Annotated in this window: 26 protein-coding genes; 14 read left to right on the top strand and 12 right to left on the bottom strand. The window is 52.0% G+C overall.

The window, feature by feature from the left end:
• Positions 1–24: 24 nt before the first annotated feature.
• From DHN43_RS09320 to rpmG, 4 genes are all read left to right on the top strand, one after another.
• On the top strand, positions 25–441 hold the full coding sequence (locus tag DHN43_RS09320) for a DUF983 domain-containing protein (RefSeq protein ID WP_057463365.1): 417 nt from the start codon (positions 25–27) through the stop codon (positions 439–441).
• Between the two features lie 3 nt (positions 442–444).
• Positions 445–1,206, top strand: coding sequence for an NUDIX hydrolase (locus DHN43_RS09315; protein ID WP_063291716.1), 762 nt, complete (start codon positions 445–447; stop codon positions 1,204–1,206).
• A 224-nt stretch (positions 1,207–1,430) separates the two neighbouring features.
• Entirely contained in the window at positions 1,431–2,612 is a 1,182-nt protein-coding gene (locus DHN43_RS09310) for an MFS transporter (RefSeq protein ID WP_108818388.1), read from the top strand.
• A gap of 163 nt (positions 2,613–2,775) precedes the next feature.
• Positions 2,776–2,943, top strand: a complete 168-nt coding sequence (gene rpmG / locus DHN43_RS09305; protein ID WP_008552972.1) for a 50S ribosomal protein L33 — start codon at positions 2,776–2,778, stop codon at positions 2,941–2,943.
• A gap of 994 nt (positions 2,944–3,937) precedes the next feature.
• Here rpmG and DHN43_RS09300 read toward each other — a convergent pair.
• Complete coding sequence (locus tag DHN43_RS09300; protein WP_057463368.1) at positions 3,938–4,309, bottom strand: response regulator; 372 nt, start codon at positions 4,307–4,309, stop codon at positions 3,938–3,940.
• 153 nt (positions 4,310–4,462) lie between these two features.
• Between DHN43_RS09300 and DHN43_RS09295 the strand changes: the two genes are divergently transcribed.
• Genes DHN43_RS09295 through DHN43_RS09280 form a run of 4 tightly spaced genes read left to right on the top strand, consistent with a single transcriptional unit; the run spans position 4,463 to position 7,255 of the window.
• Positions 4,463–4,768: a DUF3572 domain-containing protein gene (locus tag DHN43_RS09295; protein WP_057463369.1), complete on the top strand. Its 306-nt coding sequence runs from the start codon at positions 4,463–4,465 to the stop codon at positions 4,766–4,768.
• Positions 4,755–5,435: a hypothetical protein gene (locus DHN43_RS09290; protein ID WP_108818387.1), complete on the top strand. Its 681-nt coding sequence runs from the start codon at positions 4,755–4,757 to the stop codon at positions 5,433–5,435. The genes DHN43_RS09295 and DHN43_RS09290 overlap by 14 nt, the downstream gene beginning before the upstream one ends.
• Before the next feature lie 46 nt (positions 5,436–5,481).
• Positions 5,482–5,901, top strand: coding sequence for a hypothetical protein (locus DHN43_RS09285; protein WP_108818386.1), 420 nt, complete (start codon positions 5,482–5,484; stop codon positions 5,899–5,901).
• Between the two features lie 55 nt (positions 5,902–5,956).
• Positions 5,957–7,255: a DNA polymerase IV gene (locus tag DHN43_RS09280; protein WP_108818385.1), complete on the top strand. Its 1,299-nt coding sequence runs from the start codon at positions 5,957–5,959 to the stop codon at positions 7,253–7,255.
• A 1-nt stretch (position 7,256) separates the two neighbouring features.
• Here the strand turns inward: DHN43_RS09280 and DHN43_RS09275 are convergent, their stop codons facing one another.
• Positions 7,257–8,186: an EipB family protein gene (locus DHN43_RS09275; RefSeq protein ID WP_159096806.1), complete on the bottom strand. Its 930-nt coding sequence runs from the start codon at positions 8,184–8,186 to the stop codon at positions 7,257–7,259.
• Positions 8,187–8,492: 306 nt separating this feature from the next.
• Here DHN43_RS09275 and DHN43_RS09270 point away from each other — a divergent pair, with 306 nt between their 5' ends.
• The 4 genes from DHN43_RS09270 (at position 8,493) to DHN43_RS09255 (ending at position 11,690) form a co-directional block, all read left to right on the top strand.
• Complete coding sequence (locus DHN43_RS09270; protein ID WP_063291721.1) at positions 8,493–8,960, top strand: RidA family protein; 468 nt, start codon at positions 8,493–8,495, stop codon at positions 8,958–8,960.
• 59 nt (positions 8,961–9,019) lie between these two features.
• The gene (locus DHN43_RS09265) at positions 9,020–9,787 is read left to right on the top strand and encodes a glycerophosphodiester phosphodiesterase family protein (RefSeq protein WP_108818384.1); all 768 of its coding nucleotides are present in this window, start codon (positions 9,020–9,022) and stop codon (positions 9,785–9,787) included.
• An 11-nt stretch (positions 9,788–9,798) separates the two neighbouring features.
• Positions 9,799–11,061 carry a GNAT family N-acetyltransferase gene (locus DHN43_RS09260; RefSeq protein WP_208995071.1) on the top strand — a complete coding sequence of 421 codons (1,263 nt, stop codon included), beginning with the start codon at positions 9,799–9,801 and terminating at the stop codon, positions 11,059–11,061.
• A 191-nt stretch (positions 11,062–11,252) separates the two neighbouring features.
• Entirely contained in the window at positions 11,253–11,690 is a 438-nt protein-coding gene (locus DHN43_RS09255) for an HIT family protein (RefSeq protein ID WP_057463375.1), read from the top strand.
• Between the two features lie 171 nt (positions 11,691–11,861).
• Here DHN43_RS09255 and DHN43_RS09250 read toward each other — a convergent pair whose 3' ends face one another.
• From DHN43_RS09250 to DHN43_RS09225, 6 genes are all read right to left on the bottom strand, one after another.
• Positions 11,862–12,656, bottom strand: coding sequence for an N-acetyltransferase (locus tag DHN43_RS09250; protein WP_108818383.1), 795 nt, complete (start codon positions 12,654–12,656; stop codon positions 11,862–11,864).
• An 81-nt stretch (positions 12,657–12,737) separates the two neighbouring features.
• Positions 12,738–13,085 (bottom strand): AzlD domain-containing protein, encoded by a 348-nt coding sequence (locus DHN43_RS09245; protein ID WP_063300649.1) that lies wholly within the window; start codon positions 13,083–13,085, stop codon positions 12,738–12,740.
• Entirely contained in the window at positions 13,082–13,846 is a 765-nt protein-coding gene (locus tag DHN43_RS09240; protein ID WP_108818382.1) for an AzlC family ABC transporter permease, read from the bottom strand. The genes DHN43_RS09245 and DHN43_RS09240 overlap by 4 nt, the downstream gene beginning before the upstream one ends.
• A gap of 155 nt (positions 13,847–14,001) precedes the next feature.
• Positions 14,002–16,452: an ATP-dependent Clp protease ATP-binding subunit ClpA gene (gene clpA, locus DHN43_RS09235; RefSeq protein ID WP_108818381.1), complete on the bottom strand. Its 2,451-nt coding sequence runs from the start codon at positions 16,450–16,452 to the stop codon at positions 14,002–14,004.
• A 12-nt stretch (positions 16,453–16,464) separates the two neighbouring features.
• Positions 16,465–16,794, bottom strand: coding sequence for an ATP-dependent Clp protease adapter ClpS (gene clpS / locus DHN43_RS09230; RefSeq protein ID WP_057463448.1), 330 nt, complete (start codon positions 16,792–16,794; stop codon positions 16,465–16,467).
• A 674-nt stretch (positions 16,795–17,468) separates the two neighbouring features.
• The gene (locus tag DHN43_RS09225; RefSeq protein ID WP_057463379.1) at positions 17,469–17,801 is read right to left on the bottom strand and encodes a phasin family protein; all 333 of its coding nucleotides are present in this window, start codon (positions 17,799–17,801) and stop codon (positions 17,469–17,471) included.
• A gap of 394 nt (positions 17,802–18,195) precedes the next feature.
• Between DHN43_RS09225 and DHN43_RS09220 the strand changes: the two genes are divergently transcribed.
• Entirely contained in the window at positions 18,196–19,653 is a 1,458-nt protein-coding gene (locus DHN43_RS09220; RefSeq protein ID WP_108818380.1) for a D-alanyl-D-alanine carboxypeptidase, read from the top strand.
• 21 nt (positions 19,654–19,674) lie between these two features.
• On the opposite strand, the gene DHN43_RS09215 is transcribed toward DHN43_RS09220, so the two are convergent.
• Together DHN43_RS09215 and DHN43_RS09210 are read right to left on the bottom strand one after the other, a co-directional pair.
• Entirely contained in the window at positions 19,675–20,406 is a 732-nt protein-coding gene (locus DHN43_RS09215; RefSeq protein ID WP_063311837.1) for a J domain-containing protein, read from the bottom strand.
• A gap of 109 nt (positions 20,407–20,515) precedes the next feature.
• Positions 20,516–21,238 carry a hypothetical protein gene (locus DHN43_RS09210; RefSeq protein WP_108818379.1) on the bottom strand — a complete coding sequence of 241 codons (723 nt, stop codon included), beginning with the start codon at positions 21,236–21,238 and terminating at the stop codon, positions 20,516–20,518.
• Positions 21,239–21,509: 271 nt separating this feature from the next.
• Between DHN43_RS09210 and panC the strand changes: the two genes are divergently transcribed.
• The gene (panC, locus tag DHN43_RS09205) at positions 21,510–22,352 is read left to right on the top strand and encodes a pantoate--beta-alanine ligase (RefSeq protein ID WP_108818460.1); all 843 of its coding nucleotides are present in this window, start codon (positions 21,510–21,512) and stop codon (positions 22,350–22,352) included.
• 80 nt (positions 22,353–22,432) lie between these two features.
• On the opposite strand, the gene DHN43_RS09200 is transcribed toward panC, so the two are convergent.
• Positions 22,433–22,804, bottom strand: coding sequence for a hypothetical protein (locus DHN43_RS09200; protein WP_159096804.1), 372 nt, complete (start codon positions 22,802–22,804; stop codon positions 22,433–22,435).
• 84 nt (positions 22,805–22,888) lie between these two features.
• Positions 22,889–23,335: a DUF1489 family protein gene (locus DHN43_RS09195; protein WP_057463384.1), complete on the bottom strand. Its 447-nt coding sequence runs from the start codon at positions 23,333–23,335 to the stop codon at positions 22,889–22,891.
• Positions 23,336–23,432 lie beyond the last annotated feature (97 nt).

The raw sequence follows: 23,432 nt of genomic DNA, 5'->3' as shown, positions 1-23,432 counted from the left end.
ACGGGACGGAAAAGGCAGGTATAAATGAATACCCATCAAGATCGGAATACCGGAGAAGCGGTGCTGCGTGGCATGCGCTGCAAATGCCCTTCCTGTGGCATTGGCTCTGTCTTCGACGGTTACTTGAGCGTGAAACAGTCCTGCGACAACTGTGGTGAAGAACTTCACCACCACCGCGCAGATGATGCTCCGCCCTATTTCACAATCTTTATCGTTGGTCACGTCGTCGTTGCGCTGGCCATGTGGGTAGAGATGGCCTACGTGCCGCCTATGTGGCTCCACATGGCCGTCTGGCTGCCTTTAACCATCATCATGTCTCTGTCTCTCCTGCGCCCAATCAAGGGCGCCTTGGTTGGTTTGCAATGGGCACTACGTATGGATGGCTTTGCAACTGCCGGCAAAGCACCTAGTTTTGGCCCAACACGCGCCAATCAGAGGTAAGGAATGTCCACGGAAGACCTGACGAAAGAAGTCAAAGTTGAGCGAGCGGAAGAAAACAACAACCCGGCCGCTCAGCCTTTGAGGCCAAAAGACGCCTCCACACTGCTTATTCTGGATCGTAAGGACGATGGCTCCCTGCATCTGCTGATGGGCAAGCGCCACATGGCGCACAAATTCATGCCTGGCAAATTCGTGTTCCCGGGTGGCCGTGTCGATTCTGAAGACAGCCGCGTCAGATATGTACGCGACTATCATCCGGATGTTCTCGCCAAGCTCAACTACGACAAAAAGCAGATCAAGACAGAAAGCCGCCTGCGTGCATTGGCAATTGCTGCCATTCGCGAAACCTACGAGGAAGCAGGCCTGTTTGTTGGCCGCAAAACCGAAGGCCCAAGCGAACCAGCAGGTCCAGGCTTTGAAGCTTTTGACGAACTGGGCATCCTGCCGGATCTTGAGCCACTTCGCTACGTTGCCCGTGCAATCACCCCGCCAGGCAGGACCCGTCGCTTTGATGCGCGTTTCTTCGCTGTATGGGCGGACCAGATTGCGCACAAGCTGGAAACCGGCATTGGACCAACAGAAGAGCTGGAAGAGCTCCAGTGGCTGCCAATTGAGCAGTGCAAAGAGCTGGACCTGCCACGCATCACTCTGGCTGTCCTGACAGATCTTGAAAATCGCCTTGCCAAAGACCCGGATCTTTCTCCAGATGGCCCTGTGCCATACTACTACTGGAAGAATGACGGCTTCGCGCGCGAAGAAATTTAATTCTGATTATCCAAGGCGCAACAAACATATATCGCCACGATACTATGTGTTGCGCCTTGCACTTTTCCTGATAGAAGCATTTAGAGCGTATCCCCGAAAGCAGATCTGTTTTTCGGACAAGAACACGCATGAAACACGGCTTTAGAACATGACGCGTGAATGTATATAAGCGTAATATGGACGAAAGCACCTGCTCGTAACGAGCTTGAAACGCAGTTGTGTAAATGCTTCAGACATCGGGCACTTTAGCCAATTCCCTCTCACAGAAACAGATTCGCGGCATCATTGCAGCCATCGCAGCGATCACAGCTGTTGGCCTTTCTCTGTCCGCAAGCCTGCCTCTGCTTGCGCTCACGCTTGAGTATCGCGGTGTCAGCGACACATGGATCGGCATCAACACCGCATTCTCCGGCGTTGCCTCCATTGTTGCGACACCGGTCGGCCCCTACCTTGCACGCAAACTGGGCACACCTCAGGCGCTCCTGATCAGCCTGTTGGTCGCAGGCTTCTCCCTGCCCTTCTTTTTTGTGTTTGAAAACTTCTGGGCATGGTTTCCACTCCGTCTGCTGTTCCACGGCGCAACAACCTCTGCCTTCATCCTCTCCGAGTTCTGGATCAACGCACTGGCACCTTCAAAGCACAGAGGCTTCCTCATGGGCGTTTACGCCACTGTGCTGGCCCTTGGCTTTGCCTCAGGGCCTCTGGTACTTGCATTTGCGGGCACAACAGGCGCACTCCCATTCTTGCTGGCAAGCGCAGGCATCATTATTGCAGCCTTACCTGTGTTGATCGGCTTCAACGCTGCGCCGAGAATCGAAAGTGAAGCAACCTCAAAGCTCTATGCATTTTTGTGGATAGCTCCAGCTGCCACATTCGCCGGATTTGTCTTCGGAGCTGTGGAACAATCAGGCATATCACTGCTTCCTTTGTTCGGCCTCAAGATTGGCCTGACAGCGCAAACTGCGACCCTGCTTGTCTCTGCAATGGCTGCCGGCAATATGGTACTCCAGATCCCGCTGGGAATGCTCTCTGATCGCATGAACCGCCGTCATCTGCTGGTCTATTGCGGAGCTTTTGGTGTGATCGGCGCACTGCTTATGATCCCGCTCTCCGGCAGTTTTTATGGCATTTGCGCTCTTCTCTTTGTCTGGGGCGGCGTCGTGGCCGGGCTCTACACAGTTGGCCTCACACACCTTGGTGCACGCTTTGATGGGGCTAACCTGGCCTCCGCCAACGCAGCCTTCGTTCTCATGTATTCTATTGGCCAGTTGGTAGGCCCTGCCAGCACCGGACTTGCTCTTTCCGCGTGGGGTGCAGACGGACTACCACTGGTATTTGCAGGATTCTTGGGCGCATATGTAATTATATGCCTGATAAGGGGGACAAGACTCGGCTCAGCGCCCTAATGCATCTTGACTTTAGCCCTGTGATTAGTAATGTGCGCGCTGAATTCCCAAAGTTTCCCCGGAAGCGCACCCTACCCGAAGCGAAGGTGTGAGGGTGCCACCGGGACAAACAAAACAACCGGCCACTTCTTAAAAAGGCCGAAAACAGACAGGATCCTTAGCGATGGCCAAGGCGACCACCATTAAGATCAAGCTGCAGTCCACAGCGGACACCGGCTACTTCTACGTGACCAAAAAGAACTCCCGCACCATGACCGAAAAAATGGTGAAGCGTAAATACGACCCAGTCGTAAAGAAGCACGTTGAGTTCAAGGAAACCAAGATCAAGTAAGTCTTGGATTCATCTGAATTTTCAAAAAAGGCGTTTGCAGTCTGCAAGCGCCTTTTTTGTATGCGCTCTCAAGAGCGCGTTCTCACGACAGCCCCTCCAGCACTCAAGCGCAAGCAAGAATCGCTAACTGAGCACTCCTCAACCAACACGCTTGCACGCTCGAACCACTCAATTGTCAGGGGTGGACAACATTTCCTCACACAAGAGGAATTGGACTGAGTATAGTCCGGTCAATACGGTCAATTCCGCTTCAAATTCAATGAGAATTGGCCACCACGATCACTTTGACACATAAGAAAATCGCCCTGACTGAATGACCGATCACACCAGCCTCACGCCTCCTGCAAGCCCTCCACGCACCAACTCTGGCATAGACGCGCAGAATCCAGCGCAAACAGCACCAGATGCACAGGCCCATGCCTGTGAGCGTCAATCCTCTACTATTGGAAAGAAGTGGTGGCCGGCGAGAACCGGATGACACGAGGAGGCCACTCAGAACCCGCTTACTCGCCGGCCAACCCCACGGACCCAGGAGATGCGGCGGACCTGAGCGCTCCGTAGGGAAACTATGAAGCAGTATTGCCGGGACTTATTCAATCAACCAAAGGCCAATACTGCAATTTTGCAGTCAATAAATTCATGAAGCTGATGATTTCGTATATCACCATCGCAACATTTACGACTTTAGTAAAGCTTTAAGGTAATTGCGCTCCTGAAAATGGAGGGGATTCTTCACCTATACACAACAAAAGGAAAGAAACCGCCGATTATCAAGAGGCATACGCACAGAAACCCAATAGTCCCCGCAAGACTCACTCGGTGATTTCATCTAGTTTCAAAGACCTACGACTTTTGATGAGAGTCTTTCACTCAATGAAAACTGGTAAGATCAAACAGGTTACTAAAGCTTTGCTTTCTGAGGATCGGTAAACCCACAACTTCTAGCTGAGCACAATTTACCAATTAACCACAATCACAACTAATCACGGTTGTATTAGGTGTCCTTCAGGAACCCTGAGACTGTCTCCAGGAAGTTGCCAACAGAGATTGGCTTGGAAATGTAGGCCTCACATCCGCCCTGGCGAATGCGCTCCTCATCCCCCTTCATGGCAAAAGCAGTCACCGCAATCACAGGAATGATCTTTAAGTCATCATCCTCTTTGATCCATTTGGTCACTTCAAGCCCTGAAACTTCAGGCAGCTGGATATCCATCAGGATCAGATCCGGCTTATGTGCACGAGCAAGCTCAAGCGCTTCCATGCCATTGCGAGACTGCAAGGTCGCGTATCCATGAGCTTCAAGCAGATCGTTAAACAGCTTCATGTTGAGTTCGTTGTCTTCAACAATCAGCACGGTCTTTTGCATCAGTTCAGTCCTGCACAGAATGCCGCCCCAAAAATGGTTTAGCCATAAATAAAGGTGTGATGCAGCCGCGTTGCGACTGGCATTGGGACAAGTCCCACACTAAATTTCCTGCTACATAGTTAATTCGGATTCGTTTCAGAAAGGCAAACACCAATGAATTTAGGCAAAACCGGCAGTTTGACCGAAGATACTGCACAGGAAATTGCAATTGGTGCCCTTACATTTCTTGGCAGCGAGCCCGAACAGCTCGGTCGCTTCCTGTCTTTAGCCGGGATTGGGCCTCAAGAGATTCGCGATGCGGCAGCCGAGCCGGGCTTCCTGGCAGGCGTCCTTGAATTCCTGATGCAGGACGAGCAACTACTGCTCGCCTACACAGAAAGTGTCGGCGTTCGCCCGACCATGATTGCCGCAGCTCATCTTAAACTTGCTGGAGGCGTAGATTTCCTTGCCCAACATTGAGACCGCAAACGCCAGCGCATTGCAGCAAATCAAAGAGATCGAAAAACGCGCCCATCCGCTCCTCATCTGCGACGTGGACGAAGTTTTGCTGCAATTCATCCCGCACCTTGAGCGTTTCATGAAAGGTCAAGGCGTCGCCTTCAAGGAAACCGCCTACCGCCTCAAGGCAAACATGGTCTACACGCAGACTGGCGAGAACCTGACAGACGATGCCTGCATGGCAGTCATTCATGATTTCTTCGAAAGCGAAGTCGGCAAGCAGGAAGCTGTTCCACATGCAGCTGAACAGCTTGAGCGCCTGTCAAAGCTCTGCGACATCGTCATCCTGACCAACTTGCCCGGGAGCCACAACAAATCCGCCCGTGAAAACCTGCTCGCGCGTCTTGGCATGGACTACCCGCTCGTCACCAACGAAGGCCCGAAAGGCGGAGCCGTTGCGGCTTTATGCGCTAAACGGGGCCATCACCCGGTTATTTTCATTGACGACAGCCCAACCAACATTATCTCCGTCGGCAAAAGTACCCCTCACGTACAGCTCGTACATTTCATTGCTGACTCACGCTTCTTCGCAACCGCTGGAGATCTGCCAAACGTTGCTCTGAAGAGCAATTGCTGGAAAGAAACAGGCGATTTTATTGAAAATCTGCTGGTCGCTGCGGTAAGGTAAGCTCACAGCTGTAAGTGAACCTTTCACAAAACCAGAGAATCCAAGCGTGGAACAACTTTCAAGCACGACCCTTCAGTATTTTCTGGAGCGTTTTGGACATTTAAACGGGGCGATATTGCAAAGCGCCCTGTTCACCTCCGGTGTATCCGGCGGCCCCGGCTCCATACTTCTGGAGTTTGCCGCACATGACTGCCAGCGCCCCGCAACATCGCCACAAGGGGCCATCAGTACGCTGAAGATCAGGGTCGAAGAGAGTCTTGAGTTCAAACTCCACGAACCGGGCGGTGGCGCTTACACCACGATCAAACACCCTATTGTCGGCATGTTTTTGCAAGACAAGTTTTTCCTGAACTTTGATTCCGTCAACTCAAAAGACTGGACGATTGAGGAATGGGACAAAGACCAGATGCGCAATTCCGTGTTTTATGTGGGCGGCGCACGAATTTCCTGGGAGATTGAGGACTAGGTCATGCTACAGACCCTGCACCTGAACTCCAAAAGCAATCTAAGGTCTGGCTTCCATGGCACCTGAGGCCACCACTCCCCTCAAAGCACTCTGCAGGGACTGTACACGCAGGTTTCGGGCAGACCTGACGCGCTGCCCCAAATGCGGCAGCCCACGCATCCTTGCCCATGCAGAACTGGATACACTCGAGATCGCTCACATCGACTGCGACGCCTTTTATGCCTCCGTCGAAAAGCGCGAGAACCCAGAGCTGGCAGACCGCCCCGTCATTGTTGGTGGAGGCCAGCGGGGCGTTGTCTCCGCAGCGTGTTACATCGCCCGCATTTACGGCGTGCGCTCTGCCATGCCCATGTTCAAGGCACTCGATGCCTGCCCGGACGCCGTCGTGATCAAACCGCGCATGGAACTGTACTCTCAGGTTGGCCGCCAAATTCGCGAAGAGATGGAAAAACTTACCCCGCTTGTCGAACCCCTATCCATTGACGAAGCCTTCCTCGACCTTTCCGGCACGCAGAAACTTCATGGCGCGACACCAGCAGAACTGCTCGTCCAGTTCGTGAACAAGATCCAAACAGAACTCGGGCTCTCAGTCTCCGTCGGCCTCGCGCCCAACAAATTTCTCGCCAAAATCGCCTCAGACCTGGACAAACCCCGCGGTTTTTCGGTCATTGGCGATGCAGAGAAGAAAGAGTTCCTCGCCAAACAGCCAACCAGCGTCATCTGGGGCGTTGGCAAGGTGTTTCAGGCCAAGCTGGAACGGGACGGCATCAAAACCATCGGCCAGCTGCAGCTCAAGGACCCGACAGACCTCGCACGCAAGTACGGCGCCATGGGCTTGCGCCTTGCAAAGTTGTGTCAGGGGGAAGATGACCGGCACGTCTCCTCAAACAGAGGCGCAAAAAGCATCAGCGGCGAAACCACATTCAACACGGATGTCTCTGACGTCACTCAGCTTTCAAAAAGCCTTTGGGCGCTGACTGAAAAAGTCTCCTACCGTACCAAGAAGGCAGAAAAGTCTGGCAGGTCCGTCACGCTGAAACTCAAGACAGCCGACTTCAAAACCATCACCCGTTCGCGCATGCTGCATGATCCCACCCAACTGGCCGACAAGATTTTCCGCACAGCAGACGATCTGCTGCACAATGTGGCCGACGGCAAAATGCGATTTCGCCTCATTGGTGTAGGGATTGGAGATTTAGGCCCGGCAGATCAGGCCGATCCGGAAGACTTACTGGACGAACAAGCAGAAAAACGCGCCAAAGCAGAACGGGCAATGGATGCCTTGCGCGGGAAATTCAAAGACAGCTCAGTCGTCTCTCTTGGCCGCTCCATAAAATCACCGAGCAAACGCTGAGCTACCGCAGCTGCTCTTTCTTGATCGCCCCAGCAAACGGTGCGCTCACTTCTTCTTCCAGCGCCACTGAGCTTCCACATGTACTGACATGCACAATAGGCTTCAGATCCAACTCAACCAAAGCACCTTCCAGCTCAAATACACCGTAATTCAGGTTCATGCTTCTTGTGACACCGTTTTCATGAAGCACTGTCCGTAACTGGTAGTCCGGTGTCCGCTCACCGCGCGCACCATCGCTTAAGTTGAAATAAGCGATAGAAACCGGCCAGGCATCTGCATGTCCCAGAGCATTCGGCAGGGAAAGCTGATCAGAACGCTGCGCCAAAGGATCAGCCAGCTTGCGGCCAACAACAGTGGTGGCCTCAAACAACTGCTCACCAGTAACACTGCCATCATACAGCTTGGAAACCATAAAGTGCTGCCCACCAGCGGCTCCATCAATCACGCTGTGCAGATGCTGCAGCGGAAACATGATGGAACCATCAAAGCTCAGCGTCTTCTCATCTGGTCCGCTCAAATCCACGTCCACCTTAGAGCTTTGATGCTCCGCTGTACCTTGTGCCTGCTCGGCTAAAAAATCATCGATGAAGGTTTTGTAGGCAAACGAAAGCTGAGAATTGTCCGGAGCTTCAAAGTAAGTGCTGCGCAGATCAGTGATAGTCTCCTGCCCCTCGTCATCAACACTCATCACCACAAACCGCAGGTCCACAGTAAATCCATCACAGGCAGAACCGGAAAGCTCATAGACCATGCGCCCGTTCACATCAGAAATGTCCGCGCCATTTTGGGCGCTCGACAATCGCATGTCATAAACGGCTTTGTGAGGCTGAAGATCGGCAGCACTGCCTAACGAGGGAAACAGCAGAAAACTCATAGAGAGGGAAGAACCTGCAATCCCGCGAAGACCATGTCTCAAGCGTAGTTTCAGCATAAAACCTCCGATCATGTCGGAACAAAAGACACGTGGGCATGCCTCTCTTCCAGCCTCAAAGAGTGCATAAACGCCACCGCCAACGCAAACATTCCACCAAGGAAATCAGTGCTAGGGTAAATCTTTCAAATTAGATACACGTTTCCCACGTAGACAACGCCCCCTGCACTCTTGCAACCATAGTGATTCTAATGTGAGTCTGCGCCTCACCTTGCAGACCACGGCTTCGTGAAGAGATAAACTCTTGAGTTTTCGTGGATTTGCATCACTTATTGCAAAACAACATTCCGACCGGAGGGAAAACGAATGTCTGATACAATCCAGCAAAACCTCGCAAAGCTTGGTGTCACACTGCCGGAAGCTGCTGCTCCTGCTGCCAATTACGTGCCTTTCGTAAAAACCGGAAACCAGCTTTTCATCTCCGGCCAGCTGCCAATGCAGGACGGCAAGATCGCAAAAACCGGCAAGGTTGGCGCTGACTTGAGCATCGAAGATGGTGTGGAAGCAGCACGTCTTTGCGCAATCAATCTGCTGGCACAGGCAAAAGCTGCCACCGGTGACCTCTCCAAAATCGTACGCCTCGTCAAGATCGTTGGCTTCGTCAACTCCAATGGCGACTTCGGCGACCAGCCAAAAGTCATCAACGGCGCATCTGACTTCATGGTTGCCGCTATGGGTGATGCAGGCCGTCACGCACGCTCTGCTGTAAGCGCTGGCTCACTCCCGTTCAACGCAGCAGTTGAGATCGAAGCAATTTTCGAAGTTGCTGATTAATTGTGTTCTGATCACACAAAACACCTCCCATTTATTGAAGAAGCAAGTTCGAATATTCCATGCAAGATCTCTCCTGGCTCACCGCCCGCCCGATCGCTCACCGCGGCTTCCATAATAAAGAAGCAGGCATTCTTGAAAACACCCCGTCTGCTGTCAAAGCCGCTATTGAGAGCAACTTCGCCATTGAAGTCGACCTTCAGGAAACCAAAGACGGTCAGGTCATCGTATTTCACGACCCGAACCTTGAGCGCCTGACACACGGCGAAGGCAAGGTCATCGACTTCGATTTGGCTGACCTGCGCAAGCTCTCCATGCACGGCTCCACTGATCCAATGTGGACCCTGCAAGAACTGCTCGACCTGGTCGATGGCAAGGTGCCGCTGGTTATTGAAATCAAAACCCTAAACCTTTCAGAAGGTCAGGATGAGTTCATTAAAACCATCGCCAAAATCCTCAGCGATTATAAAGGTCCGGCAGCAATAAAATCCTTTGACCCGAAGATGCTTCGGACCATGAAGGATGTCGCACCGCAAATTCCACGTGGCTGCATCTCCATGACCACGCTGAGCGAGAACGATCATCTGCACCTCACAGAACACGAGATCGAGAAAATCTCCTGGATGGTGCACATGGCAGGCACAGACCCACACTTCGTCTCATTCTTCGTGAAAGATCTGCCAGCAGATGGTCCAAGTTTCCTGCGTGAGTTCTACGGCCTGCCAACCATGACATGGACTGTCAGAACCAAAGAAGATCGTCTCAACGCGGCAAAACACGCTGACCAGATTGTCTTCGAAGGTTTCAATCCAGACGAAGATCCACTTTAGGACCAATTGATTTGCCAGTACCACCATCACCCGTTCTGAAAGTTCTCTCATCATTAGATGAGATACCCAGCACCGACTGGGACGCACTGGCAAATCCCGGTACACCGCCGATCCTTTACGATCAACAGGATTGGATCGATTCACCTGAAACGATCCAATCCGCACAAAACTCGCAAACTGAATCAACTTCTCAAGTTTGCGAGTTTAACCCAATGCTTTCACACGCTTTTTTACAGGCGCTAGAAGAAAGCGGATGCGTCGGATGGGACGCGGGCTGGATCCCGCAACACATCTGGTGGGAAGAAAATGGCAAACCACTCGCTGCTATCCCAACCTATGCCAAAAGCCACAGTCAGGGCGAGTACGTTTTCGATTATCCATGGGCTGAAGCATTTCAGCGCGCAGGCGGAAACTATTACCCCAAACTGCAATGCTCCATTCCCTTCACACCAGTACCGGGACGCCGCCTGCTGATCTCACCGCAGGCCAACCGACCAGAAACGATCAAGATCCTCACCACAGGCCTAAAAGAGCTGGCAACACGCATCGAAGGCTCATCAGCTCATCTCACCTTCCTCACTGAGCAAGAGTGGAAGGAACTGGGCGACGAAGGCTTCCTGTTACGCACAGACCAGCAGTTCCATTGGGAGAACAACGGCTACAGCGACTTCTCCGAGTTTCTGGAGGTCCTGTCCTCCCGCAAGCGCAAAAGCATCCGTAAGGAGCGTAAGACCGCGCTGGACCACGATATTGAGGTGGAATGGATCACCGGCCCGGATTTACAGGAAAGCCACTGGGATGCGTTCTATGAGTTTTATGTAGACACTGGCAATCGCAAATGGGGTTCGCCTTACCTCAACCGGGAATTCTTCTCACTCCTCAGCGAAAGACTGGCTGACCACACCTTGCTCATCATGGCAAAGCGCAATGGCCGCTACATCGCCGGAGCCCTCAACATGATCGGCGGCAACACCCTGTATGGTCGCAACTGGGGCTGTATCGAGAACCACCCCTGCCTGCATTTCGAGATCTGCTATTACCAAGCCATTGAGTTTGCATTGTCGCGTGGTCTGCAACGTGTTGAGGCTGGCGCGCAGGGAAGCCACAAACTCGCCCGTGGCTACATGCCCAACCTCACCTACTCCGCTCACTGGATTGCACACCCTTCGTTAAGGAATGCAGTCGCACACTATCTGGATCAGGAGCGCCAAGCCGTTCTGCATGAACAGAAAATCCTGTCGGAACATGGACCGTTTCGCCAACAGGATACCTAGAACCTACATTAAGACACCCCCACAAGATTCTGAAGAGACTCACAAATCTCGCCAAACTTGAATCAGTTTCTTAAGTCCACTCAGGTTCTCAACACCTACCAGATCACAACACATATTTCTTATTGGGATTTCCGCAGTGAATCGCGATATGAATGGGGCCAAACATTATTGAGACCATTGAGGACCCCACAATGACCAGCTCCGCATATGATGAACAAAACATCTTCGCCAAAATTTTACGCGGCGAACTGCCTTCCGAGAAGGTCTTTGAGGACGAAAATACCATTGTAATCATGGACATCATGCCACGCGCAGATGGTCATGTGCTGGTTCTGCCTAAAAACGGCTCCCGAAACATCCTCGACATTGAAGAAGCTGACCTTGCCGCTGTCGCAAAGACAGCCCAGAAGATGGCTCGTATCCTCAAGCAGGCATTTGCTGCGGACGGTATCACCATCCACCAGTTCAACGAAGGCGCTGGCGGACAGATGGTGTTCCATACCCATTTTCACGTCATTCCGCGCACTGAAGGCGTTTCCCTGCGCCCACACACAGGCGAGATGGAAGACGGCGACAAGCTCAAAGCAAACGCAGAGAAGATCCGCGCAGCTGTTGCAGCTCACTCCTGATCATTTCAAATGAAACAACCTCGCGCACTCACGCCAGATTGCGCGGGGAAATTCGATTCACTTGAAACGACCACCACACCGACCTGCAATTTTGATTCTGAAATCAACGCACTAACCCACACACTTGAATCAGATCCTCAAGGGTTCAAAATTTCGATTCACCTGAAATGATCAAACCAGCTCGATAGACACTTTCTCATTCAATGCCTTTTGCATGATCTTATCGAAGCGTGAATCCATGCAAACACTCAGGTCTGTCGTCACAAACTTCCCGCTCCAGTACAGCGAGAAAATCGTAGCGGCCGTCGGCGCTGACTGTGCTTTTTCCAGCGTATCAAGATGAACGATTTTGAGCGGCAACCCACGCTTTTGAGCAGTCTCTTTCAGGTTCTGCATCACATGATGATCCGTGAACGGACAGCGATTGGAGTAGTACGCAACCAGCCCCTCCCCCTTTGGCTCAGCTCCTTTTTGAACCGCCTCAGAGAAGCTCGCGGAACCAGCCTGTCCATCAACGCCAAGCCGCAACAGCTCAAGACCATCCGGCGAGGTATCGCAGACCTCAAAGCCTTGCCGCTTGAACCATTTACCATCTGAGAGAAAAGGCATTTTCTTAGCGCCAGCAATCGTCACAAGACCCGTTGAACCAGTCTGACGCGCCGCTTCCACAACCCTGGCCAACAACGCCTTGCCATGGCCCTGCCCTTTGTACTTGCCTGAAACCCAGAAGCAGTTGATGAGCAGATGTCCGGGAGCAACCACAGGCGCCCAGCCAGCTTCCGCTGGACCAAACTCAATGAACACCTTCGCACGCTCATCCAACCGTATGAACTGATAGTCCGAGGAGAATTGCTGGCTCAGCCAGTCCTTCTTCAACTGGTAGCCCTGCGCACATTTTTTGTCCGAGATTGCACAGCAGATATGCTCGTCACAAATCGTCTGCTCACTCAATGCAATATAAGTCATCGTCAGCTCCCCAGTCGCTAACTTACGTTAGAGCGAGAAACAATGATCAGCAATGCGTGCGATCAAGCTTAGCAAGATCCGTTAAATCAAAAAGGCCCAGCCACCAATCAGCACAAACTCAGCTGAGATAATCCCGGCCATCAGCCGGTCGTTAAGAAGCTTGTATCCAACAACGCCACTAGCCACCGCAGCAAGACGCAACCATACAGGTACGTCGCCCAGCACGCCTTCGGGAAACAAAACCAATCGCGCGATGATGCCAGCAATCAACGCCGTCGCAACAGCCCGCACCCATGCGAACAAAAGACTGTCCTCGCGCAGCTTGCCGGAGGCAAACACACCAATCCAGCGCCAGCACTCTGTCGCCAGAAAGCCAGCAACAAGGATCATCACATAAGGCCACCACCAGCTGCCATAAACTTCACTCACAGCTCGGCCCTCCGTGTTGCAAACAACCAGCCCACAAAGGCAACTGTGCCACCCACAAATCCGGTCAGCAGCAAATCAGCACCCGGAAAAAAGTGATAGAAGACAGGCCCGAGAATGAGCCCCAAAATGAGCGCGGCCTTATCACCGCTCGTACGAGAAGCCTGATACATGGAAAACATGAAGTAGATCGGTGTCAGCAAAACCAGACCAGCCGCAATCGGACCTTCTACCGCTGGAAGCATCATGTAAGACAACGCGGTCGAACACAGCACCACAAAATGCACTGTGGACCCAAACCCGGCAAAGAAGGGCAAACGTGCCGCCCTTGGCATGCTTGGCAGGTTGCGCATGGCAAACACCCACGCCGTCACAGCCACAAAGTGGGACACAATCAGCATGTGCCACGTTTTAGTTCGCTTCCCATCGCGCAGAACAGGCATCAACGCCACGGTCATTGGCATCAAGCGCACAGCGGAAAGAGCAACCGCAATCGCAGCGGAGATCAATCCAGCCCCGGCACTCATAGCACCCGTCAAAACAACAATGCTTGGCAACGCCCACATAAACAGGCTCATCAAGAGCACTTCAGTAAGCGTGAGCCCAACTTCGCGGGCCAGCGAAGTAAACCCCACAAAAGCCATCATCAAAATAAGTGTCGGGAGGCAAAACGCGCCCTTAGCTCCTTGGCGGAACCAATAGGCACCTCCCTCAAATTCCGAAGGATCCTCTCCTTCGTCAATATCCATGTCTGAACTGGTCATTTAAGAACTCGGAGGCTCACGAGAAAGAAGAGCCTTTGGGGAAGAAGAAACGCAATCTATTGAAGCTGCATAAACAAACCTACACAAGACTACGTAGCTCCACCATACAAAAAAGCCGGAGCAGATGCTCCGGCTTTTTCTCAACTATCAGTGCTTTAATCCGCAATCGGAATACCTGGAACATCACCACGCTTGGTGGCATCAGCGCCCCGGCCCGTTTTCGGAACAACAGACTTACCCTTGCCTTTGGCAACCGGCTTTTTCTTGGCAGCCTTCGCCTTAGGTGTCGGACGTTCCTCAACGCTTTCAAGAAGCAGACCTTCAAGATCCTCAGAAACGGAGACCTTAACAGTACCACCCTTCTGAAGCTTGCCAAACAGAACCTCATCAGCCAGCGGCTTCTTGATGTGCTCCTGAATGACACGGCCCAGCGGACGGGCCCCCATCAGACGGTCGTAGCCTTTCTCAGAAAGCCAGGCCACAGCTTCAGGTGTCAGTTCAAAGGTCACGTTACGCTCAGCAAGCTGAGCTTCCAGCTGCATAACGAACTTCTCAACCACACGATGAATAACGTCACTATCCAGATTTGCGAACGGAATGATCGCATCAAGACGGTTCCGGAACTCCGGAGTGAACATCTTGTTGATCGCATCCATATCATCGCCATCACGGTCAATGCGATTGAAGCCCATAGGAGCTTTCGCCAGATCAGCCGCACCAGCGTTGGTGGTCATGATCAGGATAACATTGCGGAAATCGACAGACTTACCATTGTGGTCCGTCAGCTTACCGTGATCCATAACTTGCAACAAAATGTTGAACAGATCAGGATGAGCCTTCTCGATTTCATCCAGAAGCAGCACACAATGCGGATGCTGATCAACAGCGTCCGTCAGCAAGCCACCCTGATCAAAGCCCACGTAACCTGGAGGTGCACCAATCAGGCGGGAAACCGTATGGCGCTCCATGTACTCGGACATATCAAATCGGGTCAGTTCAACACCTAGTGTTGATGCCAGTTGGCGCGCAACTTCCGTCTTACCAACACCAGTCGGACCGGAGAACAGATAAGAACCAATTGGCTTATCCGGTTCACGCAGACCAGCACGGGCCAGTTTGATGGACGCAGACAACGCTTCAATCGCTGGGTCCTGACCATAAACAACGCGCTTCAGGCTATCCTTAAGGTTGGACAGAACCGCTGCATCATCTTTGGAAACAGACTTCGGCGGTATCCGCGCCATGGTCGCAATGGTTGCTTCAATTTCCTTCAGGCCGATTGTCTTGCGACGTTTGCCCTCTGGCAGCAACATTTGCGACGCACCAGACTCATCAATCACATCAATCGCTTTATCCGGAAGCTTCCGGTCAGCAAGGTAGCGAGAGGACAACTCAACTGCTGCCTTGATCGCATCATTGGTGTACTTGATGTTATGGAAGTCCTCAAAGTAAGGCTTCAGCCCTTTCAGGATTTCGATCGCATCTGGAATGGTTGGCTCGTTCACATCCACTTTCTGGAAGCGACGCACCAGCGCACGGTCCTTTTCAAAGAACTGGCGATACTCTTTATATGTGGTGGAACCGATACAACGGATCGTACCGGATGCCAGCGCAGGCTTCAGCAGATTAGATGCATCCATAGCACCACCTGACGTCGCACCCGCACCAATCACGGTGTGGATCTCGTCAATAAACATGATCGCACCCGGATAATCTTCGATTTCCTTGACGACCTGCTTCAGACGTTCCTCAAAATCACCGCGATAACGAGTACCTGCAAGCAGAGACCCCATATCCAGCGCAAAAATCGTCGCGTTCTTCAGCACCTCAGGCACATCACCAACAACGATGCGGCGCGCAAGCCCTTCAGCGATCGCTGTTTTACCAACACCCGGATCACCCACATAAAGCGGATTGTTCTTGGCACGGCGACACAGGATCTGAATGGTGCGCGAAATTTCTTTCTCACGCCCGATAAGCGGATCAATTTTACCGGAAAACGCTTTGTCATTGAGATTCTGACAATAAGCCTCAAGAGCTTCTGTTTTCCGCTTTGTTTGGTCAGAAGAACCACCAGATGGAGGTTGCGGCATGCTCACATTAGGGTCAGCGCCACTATCGGATTCTTCTTCAGCACCACGTACCCGACGTGGTTCAGACAAGCCAGCCCGTTTTGCAATACCATGGGAGATATAATTGACAGCGTCATACCGTGTCATTTCCTGCTCTTGCAGGAAGTAAGCAGCATGGCTTTCACGCTCGGCAAAAATGGCGACAAGAACGTTGGCACCAGTCACTTCTTCACGCCCGGATGATTGAACATGAATGACAGCGCGTTGAATGACACGCTGGAAACCGGCGGTTGGTTTTGAATCATCATCCCCGTCAACAACGAGGTTCTCTAGTTCAGTATCAATATATTCGACAATGCTTTTTCGCAGTTGATCGAGGTCCACATTGCATGCACGCATCACCGCAGCAGCATCCTGATCATCAATCAATGAAAGCAGCAGATGCTCCAGGGTCGCATATTCCTGATGGCGTTCATTAGCAAACGCCAAAGCTTGATGGAGAGCTTTCTCCAGACTGCGAGAAAATGACGGCACAGGCGCCCCCTATTACTTTTTCTCCATTACACATTGCAATGGATGTTGGTGTTTTCGGGCGAAATCCATAACTTGTGTGACCTTTGTCTCGGCCACTTCATAGGTGAAGACTCCACACTCCCCTACGCCATGATGATGGACATGGAGCATAATCTGCGTCGCATCTTCACGATCCTTATGAAAGAACCGCTCCACAACGTGGATCACGAACTCCATCGGCGTAAAATCATCATTGAGCAACAACACGCGATACAAACTGGGCCTTTTTGTTTTTGGCTTAGGTTTGGTAACGGTTATCGTCCCGCCATCATCGTCATTATCCAGGTCGAAATCGCTGCTCATTTGTTCTCTTTGTCCCTCCATGTATAACGCAGAGGACTTTATAGTATTTAAACGTACCCCCTGCGAATTCAAGGGATATGCATTTTCATAGGGCACACCAACAACTCCAGAAAAATCAAACAGCGTTTCATTTTCTGTTTCATTATACACCGTAAGCATAAGATTATCTCCCCTGAGAACACTCATTGCCTGTCGCTGGTCTCTCATTCACACTCTCGCTACAGCATCTGCGCTGTCTTTTCGCTCTGGTTTACAGACTTGCTGGCGCCAACGCCCCGCACCCGGCGGCATCAGCAGCCTCCTAAATGTACCTGCCAGATCAATCAATTGCAGACATTCAGGACACGCGAAGCCTTCTCTTTCATTGTTAGTACTGATTATTCCCCAAGCAAACTGGAAAATGCAAACCAATAAGAAGAGAAAACACTCAGACTATCCGAAGGGTTAAACCCTGCTCCCAACGTAAGATGAGCATATTCGGGCCATTCTGCGGACCCAAACACGCCCGCCAGAATTCAGGATACTGAATCACAATGTTTTGAGAGGGCCTTGAAGAAGAGAGATAGGTTGTCTGAAAATGGAAACAACCAGGGCAATCTATTTAAAACACGCAAAACCAAAAAGCCCGAAGCGCTAACGCACCTCGGGCTTTCAATCTCAATTATGCCAGTAGATTACTTGGCAGCTTTAGACAGCATACCCTCATAGGGCTTATAAGCGTCCTTAGCGATCTCAGCGTACATTTCGCCGATTTTAGTTGCCTGACCGACCATGCTTTCGTAGCTCACTTTGGCAAAATCTGCCTGAGCTTCCATAGCCTTATCAAGAGACTTCGCGCCAACAACTTTCTCCATTGCTGCGCTGCTCTCTTCCATTGACTTCTTAGAGTAGTCCGCAACCTCAGCAGAGATCGCCTGCATGCCCTTGGAAAACGCGCCGAAGCTTTGCATAGCTACGTCCATGTTATCTTTTCCAAGCTTCTGCATATTCTCAAATCCTGTGACCATGAAAATTACCTCATCAATTGGGCGGCGCCGGTATTTCGATGATTAGGTTTTTGTCTCTTGGGGAGCAAACGCCACATTTCTAAACTTACGCAGCGATATTATGCGCTGCACAAATTTTGTCAACTTTTATTTTGCGCTGCAATATCATGAAAAGACAGGGGCGTAGCCACAAACAAAAAACGGATAAAAACAATATTTTTGCAATCTGCCTTATCGTATTTACAGAATTGTAACCGTAATCGCATCATTCTGGGTATGACGCGAACGGGGGGGAGTCACCTGCGCCGCATTTTTAGCGGCTGAGGCTTTCTGAACACACCTCCGCTAGCAATGAGAGAATTTATTTAGTACAGAGCGCGTAAACCGCCATTATTGCTCACGGGGCGAAAAGAACATGGGTCTGCGTAATTTTGGGCCATTTGGGCGCCTAAAAAAGGCATTGGGACAAGCTGTCGGCATTCTTGCTGTATCCTTAGCAATCGCTACAGCTCCGACTGTTGCCCAGGCAAATTCCAAATATGCTGGTATTGTCGTTGATGCAAAAACCGGGAAGGTTTTGTACGCCAACAACGCCAATGCACGACGCTACCCTGCGTCCACCACAAAGATCATGACACTTTATGTGCTCTTTGAGGAACTGGAAGCTGGCCGCGCGACACTAAACACTAAAATGAAGGTCTCCCGCTACGCAGCAGGTCGCCCACCGACAAAGCTTGGCTTGAAGGTTGGCAGCTCTTTGCGCGTTAAGGATGCCATCTATGCGCTCGTCACCAAGTCCGCAAACGATGCGTCGACTGTGATTGCAGAGCATATCTCCGGTTCTGAAACAGCCTTTGCGCGCCGCATGACGCAGACTGCCCGTGCAATTGGTATGCGCAACACCACATTCAGAAACCCGCATGGCTTGCCAAATTCTAAGCAAGTGACCACCGCAGCAGACCTCGCTCTGCTGGGCCGTGCGATTCAGGATCGGTTCCCGAACTATTATAAGTACTTCAACACCCGCTCTTACACATATGCTGGCCGCCGCATGGGCAACCACAACAAGTTGCTCGGTCGTGTCCGTGGTGTTGATGGAATCAAAACCGGTTACACCAACGCCTCCGGTTTCAACCTTGTGACCAACGTTAAACGTGACAATCGCCAGATTGTTGCTGTGGTTCTGGGTGGCCGCACCGGCAAAAGCCGTGATGCGCAGATGGTCAAGCTGATCAGCCAGTACCTGCCAAAAGCATCCCGTGGTCGTCGCACCACGCCAATGCTCTACGCAGGAACAACAAAACGCTATCAGTTCCCAAAAGTTGCTCCGGCTATTCCAGTTGCCAAAGCAGGCACACCAGCTGCAAAGCAGTCGACACTGCTGGCTTATGCCAACGCGACCGGCACAAAACCGAATTCAAAACCATCTGATCCAATCGCAAAAATGCTGGAACATCAGGCCACAGCCCCTGCTCCGGCACCGCGTAAGGACCTTGTTGCCAATTCACTGGCTGCCCCTGCTGTTTCTGCCTCGGCAAAACTGCAGCAGCCAGCGAAAACAGCTGCACCATCTTCCGCTCCAATTCAGCAGAAGATTGCAAGCTTGAAGCCAGAGGACATCGACACCTCCGGCTGGCACATTCAGATTTCTGCGACCGACAGCCAGGATAAAGCAATCAAGATCCTGGAAAATGCGCGCGCTGCGACAGGGGCCACCCTGCGTAACAAACGCATTTACACAGAGCCGGTCAAATCTAAGAGACAAACCCTGTACCGCGCGCGGTTCATCGGGTTTGAAACCAAAACAGCAGCCTGGGATGCTTGTGCCAAACTCAAGAAGGCCAAGTACTCCTGCTATGCCGTCTATCAGTAACTCGTATCAGTCACGGTGAGTCTAATGTCTGTTGAGAAGCCGATCCTTCGCCTCGTTGAGTTTGGAAGCCAGGAAAGCAGAACCCCCACTATCGGGGTGCAATCGTTTAATCAGTCTGCGGTGAGCAGCACGGATGTCTTCCACGGAGGCTCCCGGCGCAAGTCCAAGAACCTCGTAGGCCTCCTTCTCAGTCAGAGCGCTCGAGCTAGACGTGTCTCTCTGCCCCGCTGTGGAATCCGCGTGGAAGTCTACACGCCAGTTGGAGAGCCTGCTATCGAGGTAAGCTTCGAGTAGGGCAACGCTGTCGCCGTCCGGCTGCACGTCGCGCCAAAGCTGTTTGAGCTCTGCAACCTGCAAAGAACTCAGCGCGCGGCCAGCAAAGGAACCGGCAAGCACTTTGCCCTCCAGCTTCTTGCTATCATGATCCAGCTCCATATGGAGAAATCTGGAGGAGATATTGGAAGTCTGACCGGCACTCTTGGAGGCACCACCCAGTCCTCCGAAAGGGAATCCACCGGGAAACTTGAAACTCTGCGCAGACCCCCAACCCAAAAGGGACAGCGCAAAGGCCGCAAGTGGCAGCGCAATAACGTATCTGCCGGTGACGGCAAGAAAAGCGCAGAATGCCAGCAGCAGTCCGCCAATCAGCATTTTCAAAACTTCTTTAAGTTTTGCCGGATTTGACTGCGTCAGCCACTTTGCGAAGAAATAGAGGATGGCAAGCGCCAATCCTCCCATGACCAAATAGCCCATTTAGTACCTGACATGTATTAGGCGCATTCCCCAAAAGTGGTTCCGGTTTCCGGATCAGAATACGCACAAAATTAGAGAGCGCGAGCTTGATACGTGAATGCAGCGTGCTCTAACTTAGGTGTTCAATCAAGAATTGAGCACCTTTATGCCCCGATTGCTCAAGGCGCTCAAGGGCCTGTCTGCCACCTGCAGAAAATGTTGCAATCGCAGCCAGCAATCCGCGCAGACTCGCAGCAGATCCATCATCAAAGTTCAGATAGACCCCGTTGCTCAACCGGGCGATCTCGCGATACGCTCGCTCTGCCAGGATGTCCTTGCCTTCCTGAAACACAAAAACCGGCACGCCCAACAATCCGAGCTCCCCTGCCTTATCACAGACCAGATCAGGGTTCTCCTCCATACAGTCACCAATATAGACAACCGCCTGCACCCGCTTTTTCCGCGTCTCGGCCAAGGCGTGATCCAGCACCTTGCGAATCTGTGTGCGACCGGCCTGCACGCGAATCTTGCGCATCATTCCGCCCAGCTCTTTGGAATTGCTGACCCAGCGCGAGGATTTACACTCGCCATACCCGCGAAAGAACACCAGCTGCACATCAAGCGACCCGACCCGGCCCGCTTCGATGAACATCTCTTCCTGTAGGTGACAAGCCTGATCCCACGTGGGCTGTCGACTCATTGTGGCATCCAGCGCAAAGATCAAACGGCCCCGCTCATCCCCGGCAGGCGCTGCAACCGCGTCTTTGGCAGCCTCCAGAAAGTTGGAAAGATCACTCTTGCTGTCTGCAGGACTGTTTAAAGATCCGGATCTTTTGGAGAGCTTGTCTGACATGGGCGTACCTGTATTCACGTCACAAAGGATTACGAAGGCATTTTATTCCAACAACTTAACAATTATTGGGACAGATTGGTTATTTCGCTCGCTAAAGACCAATACCCACTATTGGTGCAATGAGAATAATCACAAAATCTGCTAAAATCAGTTATATCAGTTTCTGCTTGCAATTGGGTTCAACAGTTTCTGGGCAAACCCATTACCAACAACAGATAAAAACGCTGCAAAGCAAAGAAATTAAGGGATGAGGTCCCACATGGAGACGCCTATGAGAAATCTCCCAGACGTATACCGTGGTGTAGACGACCTGCGGGCTGCACTATTACCTCTGAGACGAGAAGGCAAAACAATCGCTCTGGTTCCAACCATGGGGGCACTGCACGCAGGCCACCTGTCTCTGGTCGAAAAGGCCCGGGAACATGCGGACATCGTGATTGTTTCAATCTTTGTGAATCCAAAGCAGTTCGCACCGGGCGAAGATTTCGAGAGCTACCCAAGAACGGAAGAGACCGACCTGCAAAAGCTGGCGGGCTACGACATGTTTGGCGTCTTTGCTCCAAATGCACGGGAAATGTACCCGAACGGCTTTGCCACATCTATTCAGATCGAAGGCCCGGCCCTTGGTCTGGAAACAGATCACAGACCGCACTTCTTCAACGGCGTGGCCACAGTGGTGGCGAAACTGTTGCTGGCCGTTTTGCCAGATGTCGCTGTGTTCGGTGAAAAAGATTACCAGCAGCTGCGCGTCATCAAGCAACTGGCCAGAGACCTGCACCTGCCAACCAAAGTCATCGGCGCTCCAACCGTGCGTGAAGAGGATGGCCTCGCCATGTCTTCCCGCAATGAGTATCTGGATGATAAGGAACGCACGACAGCCAGAACAATTTCTGAAACGCTACAGACTGCGCGCAATGCACTCCATAACGGTGAAAACTGGATTGAAGTGCGCAAGAAAGCCCTTGTTGTCCTCAAGCTCTCAGGATTTGCGACAGACTACTTCGAACTGCGCCACGGCAAGCATCTGGGCACACCCATCGACGCCAAAGGCGCCCGTATTCTGGTCGCCGCCAAAGTCGGCGAAACCCGTCTGATCGACAATATCGAAGTATAAAACGAATCTCCGGGCAGATGAACGCATTTGCCCGGAACCCTGCTGTGCCTCAGGATTTCACACTGCTCGGCATATGTCCTCTAAAAATACCCGACATAGCTCAGATAAGCACCTACTGCGGTAAAAGCGGTGCCTGTGGCCAAAATTCCCCTCTTCCCCATTTGCTGTGACTTTGTCATGTAATCCGGAATGACAATAAGACTTGCCCCCTTCAACACAACAGCTGCCCCAACCAGTGTTACGAGAGCGCCGGCCATGCTGGACACTTTGAAATGGTTGGCAAGCACAACCATACCAACCACAAAATGCACAGCACCAGACAGATTGAGCAAGATCGGATTCGCATCTGATTGGGCAGCAATCATCCGCTGGTAAAAACTGCTGGAAATAAAGAATCCAAGGCCTGTCACGAAAAGATACGGCCCGGCAATCGATGCGATAAGCTCGGTCACAGCATGGTTCTCCCGAACAGACAGCCACATGCCACGTTTATCTCATCCAGCTTACACAGATGCAATCCGCAAAAGAGAGACCGCTTAAATCAGGCAAAGCTCCTGCAACTCACGGCGCATACCCTCTGGCATTTCGGCAAGTTGATCCCCATCCAGCATTGGCCCGCTCACATCCGGCGGTGCATCTGACACTTTCAGATACCGCCAGCCTTGAAAGGCACGGCGCGGCTGCAGTTGCGTCTGGTGGAGGAAAGGCTCCATCACAAGGTCACAGCGCTTCTTGCCGGAATCATCCTTGTGCACGCGGATATCAATCAGTTTCTGGCGAACCTGAACATTGCCTTTGATCACCCAGTACAGCGAACCACCATCCAGCAGCTCGTCAATGCGAGTCGGCACCATACGAGTGGTATGGATCTGCTCGTCACTCAAACCGTGTGACAGCGCCAGAATCTGTCGCTGTTCAATGTAATTCCGCAGCTGGTCAACGCTTTCCACGCCAACACAGAGTTTCACCAAATGTAACGTCATAGCGCTCAAATAGCAGGAAGCTTTGGCTTTTGCCAGTCATAGCAGCCTCCATAGCTAACGCATTGCACAAACATATCGGTGATCGCACAACCGCGCT

Source organism: Pseudovibrio sp. Alg231-02 (genome assembly GCF_900143565.1).
Classification (GTDB): domain Bacteria; phylum Pseudomonadota; class Alphaproteobacteria; order Rhizobiales; family Stappiaceae; genus Pseudovibrio.
This window is presented reverse-complemented; position numbering and strand designations above follow the sequence as displayed.

Excerpts from the sequence above, each read along its gene's own strand:
- DHN43_RS09220 (WP_108818380.1), top strand. The coding sequence starts at position 18,196 with ATGGGTCTGCGTAATTTTGGGCCATTTGGGCGCCTAAAAAAGGCATTG.
- DHN43_RS09320 (WP_057463365.1), top strand. The coding sequence starts at position 25 with ATGAATACCCATCAAGATCGGAATACCGGAGAAGCGGTGCTGCGTGGC.
- DHN43_RS09280 (WP_108818385.1), top strand. The coding sequence starts at position 5,957 with ATGGCACCTGAGGCCACCACTCCCCTCAAAGCACTCTGCAGGGACTGT.
- DHN43_RS09315 (WP_063291716.1), top strand. The coding sequence starts at position 445 with ATGTCCACGGAAGACCTGACGAAAGAAGTCAAAGTTGAGCGAGCGGAA.
- DHN43_RS09195 (WP_057463384.1), bottom strand. The coding sequence starts at position 23,335 with ATGACGTTACATTTGGTGAAACTCTGTGTTGGCGTGGAAAGCGTTGAC.
- DHN43_RS09310 (WP_108818388.1), top strand. The coding sequence starts at position 1,431 with ATGCTTCAGACATCGGGCACTTTAGCCAATTCCCTCTCACAGAAACAG.
- DHN43_RS09210 (WP_108818379.1), bottom strand. The coding sequence starts at position 21,238 with ATGTCAGACAAGCTCTCCAAAAGATCCGGATCTTTAAACAGTCCTGCA.
- DHN43_RS09275 (WP_159096806.1), bottom strand. The coding sequence starts at position 8,186 with ATGCTGAAACTACGCTTGAGACATGGTCTTCGCGGGATTGCAGGTTCT.
- DHN43_RS09240 (WP_108818382.1), bottom strand. The coding sequence starts at position 13,846 with ATGACCAGTTCAGACATGGATATTGACGAAGGAGAGGATCCTTCGGAA.
- DHN43_RS09295 (WP_057463369.1), top strand. The coding sequence starts at position 4,463 with ATGAATTTAGGCAAAACCGGCAGTTTGACCGAAGATACTGCACAGGAA.
- DHN43_RS09255 (WP_057463375.1), top strand. The coding sequence starts at position 11,253 with ATGACCAGCTCCGCATATGATGAACAAAACATCTTCGCCAAAATTTTA.
- DHN43_RS09215 (WP_063311837.1), bottom strand. The coding sequence starts at position 20,406 with ATGGGCTATTTGGTCATGGGAGGATTGGCGCTTGCCATCCTCTATTTC.
- DHN43_RS09270 (WP_063291721.1), top strand. The coding sequence starts at position 8,493 with ATGTCTGATACAATCCAGCAAAACCTCGCAAAGCTTGGTGTCACACTG.
- rpmG (WP_008552972.1), top strand. The coding sequence starts at position 2,776 with ATGGCCAAGGCGACCACCATTAAGATCAAGCTGCAGTCCACAGCGGAC.
- DHN43_RS09250 (WP_108818383.1), bottom strand. The coding sequence starts at position 12,656 with ATGACTTATATTGCATTGAGTGAGCAGACGATTTGTGACGAGCATATC.
- DHN43_RS09300 (WP_057463368.1), bottom strand. The coding sequence starts at position 4,309 with ATGCAAAAGACCGTGCTGATTGTTGAAGACAACGAACTCAACATGAAG.
- DHN43_RS09225 (WP_057463379.1), bottom strand. The coding sequence starts at position 17,801 with ATGGTCACAGGATTTGAGAATATGCAGAAGCTTGGAAAAGATAACATG.
- panC (WP_108818460.1), top strand. The coding sequence starts at position 21,510 with ATGAGAAATCTCCCAGACGTATACCGTGGTGTAGACGACCTGCGGGCT.
- DHN43_RS09265 (WP_108818384.1), top strand. The coding sequence starts at position 9,020 with ATGCAAGATCTCTCCTGGCTCACCGCCCGCCCGATCGCTCACCGCGGC.
- clpS (WP_057463448.1), bottom strand. The coding sequence starts at position 16,794 with ATGAGCAGCGATTTCGACCTGGATAATGACGATGATGGCGGGACGATA.